The sequence below is a fragment of the Vibrio sp. HS-50-1 genome (assembly GCF_024747315.1).
Taxonomy (GTDB): Bacteria; Pseudomonadota; Gammaproteobacteria; order Enterobacterales; family Vibrionaceae; genus Vibrio; species Vibrio diabolicus.
This window is the reverse complement of the sequence record NZ_JAMPZF010000039.1, coordinates 1-12583: the sequence shown is the minus strand read 5'-3', so window position 1 is coordinate 12583 and position 12583 is coordinate 1. Positions and strand designations below refer to the sequence as shown.

At 46.3% G+C, this 12583-nt stretch carries 11 protein-coding genes; 9 read left to right on the top strand and 2 right to left on the bottom strand.

The features are described from left to right. The first annotated feature begins 90 nt into the window (after positions 1-90). The 3 genes from recQ to NDJ01_RS16720 all read left to right on the top strand — a co-directional run bounded on the left by recQ (position 91) and on the right by NDJ01_RS16720 (position 3192). Positions 91-1926 carry an ATP-dependent DNA helicase RecQ gene (gene recQ / locus NDJ01_RS16730; RefSeq protein ID WP_005397012.1) on the top strand — a complete coding sequence of 612 codons (1836 nt, stop codon included), beginning with the start codon at positions 91-93 and terminating at the stop codon, positions 1924-1926. Positions 1927-1935: 9 nt separating this feature from the next. Beyond that, a complete protein-coding gene (locus NDJ01_RS16725) occupies positions 1936-2241 on the top strand; it encodes a DUF3630 family protein (RefSeq protein ID WP_258587020.1) in 306 nt (101 codons plus the stop codon). A gap of 282 nt (positions 2242-2523) precedes the next feature. Beyond that, entirely contained in the window at positions 2524-3192 is a 669-nt protein-coding gene (locus NDJ01_RS16720; protein WP_005397008.1) for a 7-cyano-7-deazaguanine/7-aminomethyl-7-deazaguanine transporter, read from the top strand. Between the two features lie 181 nt (positions 3193-3373). Here the strand turns inward: NDJ01_RS16720 and gppA are convergent, their stop codons facing one another. Further along, on the bottom strand, positions 3374-4867 hold the full coding sequence (gene gppA, locus NDJ01_RS16715; RefSeq protein ID WP_046874560.1) for a guanosine-5'-triphosphate,3'-diphosphate diphosphatase: 1494 nt from the start codon (positions 4865-4867) through the stop codon (positions 3374-3376). Between the two features lie 19 nt (positions 4868-4886). After that, the gene (gene rhlB / locus NDJ01_RS16710) at positions 4887-6206 is read right to left on the bottom strand and encodes an ATP-dependent RNA helicase RhlB (protein WP_005397003.1); all 1320 of its coding nucleotides are present in this window, start codon (positions 6204-6206) and stop codon (positions 4887-4889) included. Positions 6207-6317: 111 nt separating this feature from the next. Between rhlB and trxA the strand changes: the two genes are divergently transcribed. From trxA to fre, 6 genes are all read left to right on the top strand, one after another. Then, positions 6318-6644, top strand: coding sequence for a thioredoxin TrxA (trxA, locus tag NDJ01_RS16705; RefSeq protein WP_004745500.1), 327 nt, complete (start codon positions 6318-6320; stop codon positions 6642-6644). A gap of 196 nt (positions 6645-6840) precedes the next feature. Beyond that, positions 6841-8100: a transcription termination factor Rho gene (rho, locus tag NDJ01_RS16700; protein ID WP_005378757.1), complete on the top strand. Its 1260-nt coding sequence runs from the start codon at positions 6841-6843 to the stop codon at positions 8098-8100. Between the two features lie 104 nt (positions 8101-8204). Continuing rightward, positions 8205-9197 (top strand): hypothetical protein, encoded by a 993-nt coding sequence (locus NDJ01_RS16695; protein WP_012841282.1) that lies wholly within the window; start codon positions 8205-8207, stop codon positions 9195-9197. Between the two features lie 92 nt (positions 9198-9289). Further along, the gene (gene ubiD, locus NDJ01_RS16690; protein ID WP_258587019.1) at positions 9290-11143 is read left to right on the top strand and encodes a 4-hydroxy-3-polyprenylbenzoate decarboxylase; all 1854 of its coding nucleotides are present in this window, start codon (positions 9290-9292) and stop codon (positions 11141-11143) included. Continuing rightward, complete coding sequence (locus tag NDJ01_RS16685; protein WP_012126600.1) at positions 11140-11409, top strand: 2Fe-2S iron-sulfur cluster-binding protein; 270 nt, start codon at positions 11140-11142, stop codon at positions 11407-11409. The genes ubiD and NDJ01_RS16685 overlap by 4 nt, the downstream gene beginning before the upstream one ends. A 14-nt stretch (positions 11410-11423) precedes the next feature. After that, on the top strand, positions 11424-12137 hold the full coding sequence (gene fre / locus NDJ01_RS16680; protein ID WP_009705210.1) for an NAD(P)H-flavin reductase: 714 nt from the start codon (positions 11424-11426) through the stop codon (positions 12135-12137). Positions 12138-12583 lie beyond the last annotated feature (446 nt).

The following is a 12583-nucleotide window of genomic DNA, read 5'->3' as shown; positions in this document are numbered from 1 at the left end:
TTCACCACGAAACCCCATTACAATGTGCCCTCACTTTGTGTGCCTGGGCATGCAAAAGCATTTCTACGATCACTCAATCTGAGATTATTCATGACCTCAACCTTGCTAGCCGAACAATCAGATACGCCTGTAACGCCTCAACGTGTGTTGGAGGAAGTATTCGGTTACCAGACGTTTCGTGATGGTCAGCAAGAAGTTATTGAAGCCGCTATCGAAGGCAAAGACAGCTTGGTCATCATGCCGACGGGTGGCGGTAAATCTCTCTGTTACCAAATTCCGGCGTTAGTGCGCTCAGGGATTACCTTGGTGATTTCACCGCTGATTTCATTGATGAAAGACCAAGTTGATCAACTGAAAGCCAATGGTGTAGCAGCGGAGTGTGTGAACTCGACCATGAATCGAGAAGAGCTACTGAGTGTGTATAATCGCATGCACTCTGGTCAGCTTAAGCTAGTGTATGTCTCGCCAGAGCGCGTGTTAATGCGTGACTTTATTGAGCGTTTAGAAAACTTACCCTTATCTATGATCGCCGTGGATGAAGCACATTGTATCTCTCAGTGGGGACATGATTTTCGCCCAGAATACGCGGCGTTAGGTCAGTTAAAGCAACACTTTTCGCATGTGCCCTTTATGGCACTCACTGCCACTGCCGATGATGCGACGCGTCGTGATATTCTAGAACGCTTACGCTTACATGAGCCTCAGGTGTATCTAGGAAGCTTTGATCGTCCCAACATTCGTTACACCTTGGTAGAAAAGCACAAACCGGTTTCTCAAATCATTCGCTATCTAGCCACCCAAAAGGGAAGCTGCGGCATTATTTATTGCGGCAGTCGTAAGAAAGTTGAAATGGTGACCGAGAAGCTATGCAACAACCATATCCGCGCTGCTGGTTATCATGCAGGGATGGATACGGAAGAGCGAGCTTACGTTCAGGAAGCTTTTCAACGTGATGACATTCAAATCGTCGTTGCGACGGTTGCATTCGGCATGGGTATCAATAAGCCAAACGTGCGCTTTGTTGTGCATTTTGATATTCCACGTAACATCGAGTCCTATTATCAGGAAACCGGTCGAGCAGGGCGAGATGGCCTGCCTGCCGAAGCGATGATGTTGTATGACCCAGCGGACATCAGTTGGTTGCGTCGTATGTTGGATGAAAAAGATGATGGACCGCAGAAGCAGGTAGAAAGCCACAAACTTAATGCGATGAGTGCCTTTGCGGAAGCGCAAACCTGTCGTCGTCAGGTACTGCTCAACTATTTTGGAGAGTATCGTGAAAAGCCGTGTGGTAACTGCGATATCTGCCTGGACCCACCAAAACACTTTGATGCGACCGAAGAAGCGCGCAAAGCGTTGTCGTGTGTTTACCGCGTCAACCAAAGTTTTGGTATGACGTATGTGGTTGAGGTGCTGCGTGGGATGCAAAACATTCGTGTGCGCGAACACGGCCACGATAAGATTTCGACTTACGGCATTGGTCGTGATCACAGTCATGATTACTGGGTGAGTATCTTCCGCCAGTTAATTCATAAAGGGCTGCTATTTCAAAACATCACTCGTAACTCGACATTGCAATTAACAGAAGAAGCACGCCCTTTACTACGTGGTGATGTGTCTTTAGAACTTGCAGTTCCACGTTTAGATACCGCAGCACGTGCCGCGAAGTCGGATAAACTGACCAGCAAAAACTACGACAAGAAGTTGTTTGCCAAACTACGTAAGCTACGTAAGTCGATCGCCGATGAAGACGGTTTGCCACCATACGTGGTATTCAGTGATGCGACCTTGATTGATATGGCAGAAATGCTGCCAACGTCATACGGCGAAATGTTAGCGGTTAGTGGCGTTGGTCAACGTAAACTAGAAAAATACGCCGATCCATTCTTGGATCTGATCCAAGAACACATTACTCACCACGGATAAGGAACCCATATGCACAAGGAATTTGGTCTCGCTGATTACATTGTTGAAGAAGGGCGTCTTATTATTACCGCTCCAAGCTTCGACCTCGATACTTTTCCGGCACTGGGTGAGCGTTTGGTGGGATTATTATCTGCGTCTGTGGTAGAAAAACAGTGGGATGCGGATATTCACTCTTGGGTGATCGATTTTGAAGGCTGCCGCTTATTTATGAAAGCGGAGCACTACAGCGAAGCGATTTGGTTTGAAGCGCTAACAATAGAAGAGAGTAGGGAAGAGCTCGACTATTTAGCCGGATTGTTCCAACGCGGCTTCTAAATTCAAGTTATCTATTCTTTAAAGGGTGTTTCACATGAAACCCCCTTTCTTATTTTTGCATCAAAGCCCTTGGTTTTGACGTGATGTTCGCGAAGAAACGTTTGCGTATAAAACACCGCTTGTGAGTAAAATTGGTTAATGTATAATCGCCCACCGCTTTACTCTGAATGAGTTAAGTTAGTTTAATCGTCATTTTTTACATTGTTGGTAAGAGTGCTTTTCTCTGTAGAAAACGCTCGATTTGGGTTCCCTCGCCCCCAAACCAAACTAAAAAGGTATCGCATGAGTAACTTTACCCCTGCGCAGCAGCGCAACGCCCTTATCTATCTGGTTTTATTTCATCTAGTCATTATTGCATCCAGCAATTACCTAGTTCAGCTACCGTTTACTATCTTTGGCTTACATACCACCTGGGGTGCATTCACCTTCCCATTTATTTTCCTTGCGACGGATTTAACCGTACGTATTTTCGGGGCTCAGTTGGCGCGTAAGATCATTTTCTTAGTAATGTTGCCTGCTTTGGCTGTCTCTTACTTCTTATCGGTGGTGTTCTTCGAGGGGCAGTTCCAAGGTTTTGGTCACTTAGGGGAATTTAACTTATTCGTTGCTCGTATCGCGATTGCTAGCTTCATGGCGTATCTACTTGGTCAGATTATGGATGTGCACGTGTTCAACCGCCTACGCCAAATGAAACAGTGGTGGGTGGCCCCAACGTGTTCAACGCTTTTTGGTAATGCACTGGATACCATCGCCTTCTTCGCGATTGCGTTCTACCAAAGTCCAGATCCATTTATGGCGGAACATTGGACGGAAATCGCGCTGGTGGACTACGGCTTTAAGTTAGTGATTAGTCTTGGTCTGTTTGTGCCTATGTACGGCGTACTACTGAATTACTTAATTAAGAAGCTAACGGCAGTGAACCCTAACTTTAAAGTTACGACGACGGCATAGTTTTCATCAGTTAATAGCAACAAAGCCGCTTTTGATAGTGGCTTTGTTGTTTCTAAAGCAAATGTACAGCGAAATGAGCATTTAGATCATCGGTGTCTCAAAACTCTATGAGTTGTACATAGGATAATAACGGGTATTAAAAAAGGCTCCAGAAGGAGCCTTTGTCATGGGATAACAACCATTAATCAGAGGTAATCGTTAATGGCCAACCGATATCAGTTTGACGGTTGGATTCGATTTCTAGCTCAGCGGCGGTCAACGGGTTGGCCGCTAGCCACTGTGCATCAATGTTTAATGTTAGGTTGTCACCTTCAGCCGTTAATACGACGTTTGGCTCTAAGTTTTGGTTGCGACGGTGAGTTAACAACACCGCTAAGCGCAACAACCGCAGTACGCGCTTGGCACTTGAGCCTGATAACGCGTGTTGCTCAGGCAGTGAGGTGAGTTGTTCTCGATAACGACGGGCAATCTCACCAATAAAGAACTTCTGCGCGCGAGTGTAGCCAGGTAAATCCAAATTCTGGAGTAGGTAAGCACTGTGCTCACCGCCTTTTTTGAAATCGATCGTTAAGCCGATTTCATGCAGCTTTGCGGCGGTTTCAAGCAATATCTTGCCTTGAGGTTCCGTAATCCACTCATCGCCGCCGGCTTGCTCCAACAGTTTGCTTGCCAGTGTCGCAACTTGTTCACCGTATTGGTGATCGAGCTGATAACGATTTTGTACGCTGGCAATTGTGCGAGCACGGATGTCTTCTTGACGTAGCTCTTCAACCATCTCGTAGACTAAGCCTTCACGTAGTGCGCCGCCCGCGAGTGTCATCGCGTCGATTTCCAGTAATTCAAAAACGGCAATCAAAATAGATAGGCCGCTAGGGAACACTAACGCACGTTCAAGCGTTAAGCCTTCAATGTCGAGCTCTTCTAAATGATCGGCTAACATGGCTTGCTTCTGCAGGCGTTTCAATTTGGAGTGAGTGATTACTTCGTCCATACCTTGCGCTAGCATTATCTCTTGCAATGCCTGAACGGTGCCTGATGCGCCAACGCACACATCCCAACCGATTTCTGTATAGCGCTCTAGAATTGGCTGGATTGTCTGCTTCGCGCCTTCAATTGCTGCGTCAAAGTTACGCGCATTCAACTGGCGATCTTTAAAGAAGTTTTCCAGCCAAGTCACACAACCCATTTTTAAACTGGTCAGTGCTTTGGCTTCGAAACCTTCACCGATGATGAGTTCTGTACTTGCGCCACCAATATCGACCACAAGACGGCGACCGCTGCCTCCAGAAGTGTGTGCGACACCTTTATAGATAGTGGCCGCTTCTTCTTCACCGGAGATAACGTCGATTGGTTGACCAAGAATCTGGTTCGCTTTCTCCAGAAACACATCTACATTCGTGGCGGTACGTAAAGTGGCTGTGCCTACAATACGAATGTTCTGTTTAGGAATATCCTGCAAGCGTTCCGCAAATAGACTTAAGCAGTCCCATCCTCGCTGCATAGCTTCCATACTAAGAGAATTATGTTCATCTAGGCCCGCTGCTAGACGAACCTTGCGCTTAATTTTAGCCATTGTTTGAACGCTGCCATCGATATGACGCACAACGAGCATGTGAAAACTGTTCGACCCGAGGTCGATGGCGGCGTATAGCGGCGATGATCCTGCTTGACTCATAAACGAACTCAGTTTCCTTTTACGATTGTTTTGGTGCCGATTGACGCGGTTGGCGCGGACGACGTCCTTGCGGCTTGCGGTTACCTGAACCTGAACGAGTACCGCCAGTATTCGTACGACGCTGTTGGTTGCGTGGCGCACGCATACGAATTGGCGCTGGCAGATCTTGGATCAGCGCTGACGAATCGTATTCTGAAACCGGGATAGTGTGCTCAATGTATTCTTCGATTGCAGGCAGGTTAATTGCGTACTCTTCACAAGCAAAACTGATCGAGTGGCCGCTTGCACCAGCACGACCTGTACGGCCAATACGGTGAACGTAATCTTCACAGTCGTCAGGAAGGTCGTAGTTGAAAACGTGCGTCACTTGAGGAATATGCAGACCACGGGCAGCAACGTCAGTTGCAACAAGAATGTCGACATCACCTTTGGTGAATTGCTCAAGAATCTTTTCACGTTTCTTCTGCGGTACATCACCAGTAAGAAGACCGACACGGTGTCCATCGGCAGCCAAGTGACCCCAAACCGATTCACACTTGTGTTTCGTGTTCGCAAAAATGATGGCGCGATCTGGCCATTCTTCTTCAATCAAAGTTTGAAGGAGGGCCATTTTATCTTCGTTAGAAGGGTAGAAAAGTTCTTCCTGAATACGGTGACCAGTTTTCTGTTCTGGCTCTACCACAACATGCTCAGGGGTGTTCATATGCTCAAATGCCAGTTCTTGAACGCGGTAAGAAAGCGTCGCTGAGAACAGCATGTTCAAACGCTCTTTTGGCTCAGGCATACGACGGAACAAGAAGCGAATGTCTTTAATAAAGCCAAGATCGAACATGCGGTCGGCTTCATCCAGAACAACGGCTTGAATGTTGTTAAGGTTGAATACGCGCTGTTTGTAGAAATCGATGATACGACCTGTCGTACCAATCAGAATATCGACACCATCTTGCAGCTTATTCAATTGCTTATCGTAGCTTTCACCACCGTAAGCCAAAGCGGTTTTTAGACCAGTGCTCTCAGTTAATGCTTCTGCATCATTGTAAATCTGAATAGCAAGCTCACGTGTTGGCGCCATAATGATTGCGCGTGGCTGCGTAGGTTTACGACCTTCATGCTCCGGTGTCGTCAGAAGGTGGTTGAATGTAGCAGTAAGAAACGCGAGCGTTTTACCAGTACCCGTTTGGGCCTGGCCTGCGATGTCTTGGCCGGTGAGCAGGACCGGCAACGCCAAGGCTTGGATAGGGGTACAAAATTCGAACCCTTTTTTGTCCAATCCTTCAATAACTTGGGGCTTTAAGCCCAAATCGGCGAACTTTTGCTCTGTGATATGCGTCTTTTTCATGGCTATAGAATATCAGCTAAAGCTTGCAATACGAAAGTAAATACATTCCAATAGGGCATCTAATTACTGGTTATCATCCAACCAGTTTCGAAAAACACATTGGAGTGGAAGATGAGTGATAAGATTTTGCAGCTAACTGATGACGGTTTTGAAAACGATGTAATCAACGCTGCAGGCCCGGTTCTAGTGGATTTCTGGGCAGAATGGTGTGGTCCTTGTAAAATGATCGCTCCTATTCTGGACGAAATCGCAGACGAGTACGAAGGCAAACTCACTATCGGTAAACTAAACATCGACCATAACGCAGGTACACCACCTAAGTTTGGTATTCGCGGCATTCCAACGCTACTGCTATTCAAAGACGGCAACGTAGCGGCAACGAAAGTTGGTGCTCTGTCTAAAACTCAACTAAAAGAGTTTTTGGACGCAAACTTATAATCACCAAGTGATTACAGATAAAACCGTGCAAAGTAACAACGCACGGTTTTGTTTTTCTAACTCTGGACTAGAATACTAATTAGTGCTAACTTATCGCGCGTTAATTGAACAAATTTCTCTTCTTGGTCGATCCTGAGACCAAATCCATCTTAACTAGAAAACAGATCTTATTTTGACTAAACAAGAATCCACCACCATGAACCTTACCGAACTGAAGAACAGACCTGTGTCTGACCTTGTAAAACTGGGCGAAAGCTTAGGATTAGAGAACCTAGCTCGCTTAAGAAAACAAGACATCATCTTCGCGATTTTAAAAGCGCACGCTAAAGGCGGCGAAGACATCTTTGGCGATGGGGTTCTGGAAATTCTGCAAGACGGCTTTGGTTTCCTACGCAGTGCAGATAGTTCATACCTTGCGGGTCCGGACGATATCTACGTATCACCAAGTCAGATTCGTCGCTTTAACCTACGTACTGGTGACTCTATCGCTGGTAAAATTCGTCCACCAAAAGACGGTGAACGCTACTTTGCCCTTCTAAAAGTCAATACCGTTAACGACGACAAACCAGACAACGCTCGTAACAAGATCCTATTTGAAAACCTTACCCCTCTGCATGCAAATGAACGCATGGTAATGGAGCGTGGTAACGGTTCTACAGAAGACATCACAGCACGTGTTTTAGATTTGGCATCGCCTATCGGTAAAGGTCAACGTGGTCTGATTGTTGCTCCGCCAAAAGCGGGTAAGACAATGCTTCTGCAAAATATTGCTCAAAGCATCGCATACAACCACCCAGAGTGTGAGTTGATGGTACTTCTTATCGACGAACGTCCAGAAGAAGTAACAGAGATGCAGCGTCTAGTTAAAGGTGAAGTAGTCGCGTCGACTTTCGATGAGCCAGCATCTCGTCACGTACAAGTAGCGGAAATGGTAATCGAGAAAGCGAAACGTCTTGTTGAACACAAGAAAGACGTGGTTATCCTGCTTGACTCTATCACTCGTCTCGCTCGTGCTTACAACACCGTAGTACCTTCATCAGGTAAAGTACTGACAGGTGGTGTGGATGCAAACGCACTACACCGTCCTAAGCGTTTCTTTGGTGCAGCACGTAATGTTGAAGAGGGCGGTAGCCTAACGATCATCGCAACGGCACTAGTAGATACTGGTTCTAAGATGGATGAAGTTATCTACGAAGAGTTCAAGGGTACAGGTAACATGGAACTGCACTTGAACCGTAAGATTGCTGAGAAGCGTGTATTCCCTGCGATTGACTTCAACCGTTCAGGTACACGTCGTGAAGAGCTACTGACGAAGACTGATGAACTACAGAAAATGTGGATTCTGCGTAAGATCGTTCACCCAATGGGCGAAATCGACGCGATGGAATTCCTCATTGATAAGCTAGCGATGACGAAGACCAACGATGAGTTCTTCGATGCGATGCGTCGTCAGTAATAGCTGAGTCCTTATTCTAAAAAAGCCACCGTTAACGGTGGCTTTTTTGTTGCTTTCTCCCGATGGAAGCATCAGAATGAGGAAAATGTTATCGGGAGGTTAACATGCAACAAGGAATGTTGTCGTCATTACTCCTGAGCTTGTCACTTATCACACTACCCGCGACGTTATCTGCCAAGGAAATGCAGGAGTCTGTAGTAGAACAGTGGCTTCAGGATACTCAAATACAGGCTAAAGTCTCTGAACTGCTTGATTACGTTGTCAGGGATGAAGTCGACTCGCTTAAATTTGCCCTTGATCGACTAGCTTTACCTCAACAAGAGGTCGTGCGTTTTCGGTTATTGGAAAAGCTTGAGAAGCAAGATGTTATTCTCACGCCTAGAATGGCTCTGTTTGTTGAGTCTCAGATCCGTATGACTCCTACTTATCAGGTTCTAGAGCGAGGGGACGGGTATGAGTTTAGTGTGCCTGCCTTTAACTTTCCTGCCATTGCGAGCCGCTTGATTAAGCGTTGGAAGCAAGACCAAAGTACCTTGGACTTTGTACTACAAGCTGAGCGGAAAGAGCTCGACTTAAAGCAATGGCTTACAGGGCAATCTCAACAAGTTCAGGCGCGTGAAGCACTTTTGATTCGAGAGTTGGACAGCTTATCACCGCATGCGCTTGCCGCATTAACCACTCAGTTAACCAAAGCGAATGTGACCAGTTGGCTACCATCGACAGCCGTGATCGTGAGATTAGCGCAAGTAAGTCAAGATGAGGAAGTGTACAACTTACTCTGGCGGATGAGAGCGGATTACAACAGCCAGTCCGAACTCGAGCGTTTAGCTACGGTTGGGGACGTTTTTTCAATTCAGCAATTGATGAACTCCACCGTCAATCCGTCACTCAAACCAGAAGCCATTAGTCTACTTACAAAGTCCAACCCTTTATCTCCGCAAGTGAAACAGTTTCTAGTGAGCAAAATGGCACTATCGGAAGAAGCTACCATGGTCGCTCGAGAGCTGGCGCAGCAAGGGCATCAAACCTGGTTGGAAGAGTTAGTCTCTAACAACCATCAAGTGAAGACTCGGCAGATAGAGCAAGTATTAAAGTAATCTGGCTCACATACCCACACAAAATAGGAGGATCTTAGCGTCCTCCTATTTGTTATACTGCGGACAGTTTAATCAGCCAGTCATGAAGGCCTATGAGTTTTAAGGATTTACGCGAATTTATCGACCACCTAGAACAGAAAGGTCGACTTAAACGCATTGCTCACCCTGTCGATCCCGCTTACGAAATGACAGAAATCAGTGACCGCACCTTGCGTGCTGGTGGACCTGCGCTGTTGTTTGAGAACCCAATTGGCTACGACGTACCTGTTTTGACCAACCTATTTGGTACACCAGAGCGTGTCGCGATTGGTATGGGACGTGAAGATGTTAAAGAATTAAGAGAAGTCGGTAAGCTGCTGGCTTATTTGAAAGAACCTGAGCCACCAAAAGGCTTCAAAGACGCATTGGAAAAATTGCCAGTGTTCAAGCAAGTATTGAACATGCCAGCCAAGCGCTTAAGAAAAGCATCGTGCCAAGAGATAGTGTGGCAAGGTGATGAAGTCGACTTGGACAAAATCCCGGTAATGAGTTGCTGGGCGGAAGACGTTGCACCACTGCTTACGTGGGGCTTAACCGTGACCAAAGGTCCAAACAAGAAACGTCAGAACCTAGGCATTTATCGTCAGCAGAAAATTGCCAAGAACAAAATAATCATGCGTTGGTTAGCTCACCGTGGTGGTGCGCTTGACCTGCGCGATTGGATGGAAACCAATCCAGGTAAACCTTTCCCAGTTTCGGTCGCGTTTGGTGCAGACCCAGCAACCATTCTTGGCGCAGTAACGCCAGTGCCAGATACGCTATCGGAATACGCGTTTGCAGGTTTGCTGCGTGGCAGCAAAACGGAAGTCGTTAAGTCAGTCAGCAATGATTTGGAAGTGCCAGCAAGCGCGGAAATCGTCATGGAGGGCTTTATCGACCCAAACGAGTTTGCTGATGAAGGCCCATATGGTGATCACACTGGTTACTATAATGAAAAAGAAAAGCACCACGTGTTTACCATTACGCACATTACCATGCGTAAAGACCCAATCTACCACAGTACCTACACAGGCCGTCCGCCAGATGAGCCAGCTGTATTGGGTGTGGCATTAAACGAAGTCTTTGTGCCGATTCTGCAAAAGCAGTTCCCAGAAATTGAAGACTTCTATCTACCGCCTGAAGGTTGTTCGTACCGAATGGCAGTCGTCACCATGAAGAAGCAGTACCCAGGACATGCCAAGCGCGTAATGATGGGTGTGTGGTCTTTCTTACGTCAATTCATGTACACCAAGTTTGTTATTGTGTGCGATGAATCGGTAAACGCGCGAGATTGGAATGATGTCGTTAAAGCCATGTCAGAGCATATGGACCCTGTACGTGATACCTTGATGATAGATAACACGCCAATCGACTCGCTCGACTTTGCTTCACCAGTGGTTGGGCTTGGCTCCAAAATGGGCTTGGATGCGACCATTAAATGGGATGCTGAGCTGGCGACGCGAACCGAGGTCACTGAGCGAGACAGCAAAGCGATTACCGAAGCAGAACTGAATGAGTTGAAACAGCAACGCCCTGAGATTGTTGACGTCTATCTTCCAGTTACAGCAAACAACCAATTTGCTGTCGTAACTATGAAGAAAGACCAAGCTGGTCAATCCCAAGAATTGATGGAATATCTATGGGGCTTCTTTGCTCAGTACACGGATAACAAATTCATCATTTTGTGCGACGATGACGTTAATGCACGAGATTGGAATGACATCATTTGGGCTGTGACAACTCGAATGGACCCAGATAGAGACACCATTCAAGTGCGTGGTAAGACTGAGTGTTCATCCAAATTAGGATTGGATGCGACCAACAAGTTCGAATCTGAAGCCACGCGCGAGTGGGGCACGCCTATCAAAAAAGATCCTAAACTTGTGGCTAAAGTCGATGAGATTTGGGACCAGTTAGGTATTCTATGAGTCATCAAGTCCACCTTCTACCAATGGACGTTAGGTTCCAAGTAAAAGAAGGGGAGACGGTGTTGGAAGCTGCGCTCAACAACAATATTCGCTTCCCGCACCGTTGCCAAGTTGGCGCTTGCGCCATGTGCATGTGTAAAAAGCTAACGGGCGAGGTGAGCTATCACCTCGAACCGATGCTAACCGAAAAAGAGCAACAGCAAGGTTGGATATTCCCTTGCCAAGCCTATACAGAAAGTAATTTAGTGCTTACTTTTGACGAGTAAGCGAGAGGAACACCATGACCATCCAATGTAAAGTAAAGTCTATTCAGCCGTTAGCTTGTAATACTTACCAAATCCTTCTTCACCCAGAATCACCAGTGCCCTTTAAAGCCGGTCAGTACCTAATGGTCGTGATGGGTGAAAAAGACAAACGTCCTTTCTCTATTGCGAGCAGTCCTTGTCGTCATGAAGGTGAGCTTGAACTGCACATCGGCGCGGCAGAACACAATGCTTATGCACTAGAAGTCGTTGAAGCAATGCAAGCCGCCCTAGAAACAGATGGTCATATCGAGATTGATGCACCACATGGTGATGCTTGGGTTCAAGAAGAAAGCGAACGCCCGCTATTATTGATTGCTGGTGGTACTGGCTTTAGTTACGTGCGTTCGATTCTGGATCACTGTGTTGCACAGAACAAAACCAACCCTATCTATTTATACTGGGGTGCACGAGACAACTGCCAGCTTTACGCTAAAGAAGAACTGGTCGAGATTGCCGATAAGTTTGCTAACGTTCACTTTGTTCCAGTAGTAGAAGAAGCACCTACAGACTGGCAAGGTAAAGTTGGTAACGTGCTACAAGCAGTAGCCGAAGATTTCGAAAGCTTAGAAAACTACGATATCTATATTGCGGGCCGCTTTGAAATGGCAGGTGCAGCACGTGAACAGTTCACTCAGAACAAGAAAGCGAAGAGCGAACGTATGTTCGCAGACGCGTACGCTTTCATTTAAATACGGCTTTTAAGGCAGAAAAAGAGGGTTTTTTACCCTCTTTTTTGCTTTTTTGATGAATTAGTCATCGAACAGTCAGTTTTTTCCATTTTTTTTCAAAAAAGGGTTGCGAACGGATCTGAGTTCCCTATAATGCGCATCCACCGACACGGCAGACGCGATAAGGCTTCAGCAGGGTCGGAGAGGTGAAAAGCTTCTGAGAAAATAAATTGAAAAAAGTGTTTGACACTCTCAATTATCTCGTTAGAATGCACCTCCGCTTTGAGAGAAAAACTTCTCGATAAGCAAGCTCTTTAAAAATATAGACCTATCAATCTGTGTGGGCACTCGTTGATGATAATCCAATTAGATGTTTCTTTCTTAACGGAAAGCGGTATCAAATTAGGTTTCAATGAAACGAAGTGACCATTGAATCGAAAGATTCAGCACAGTCAATTCAAACATTA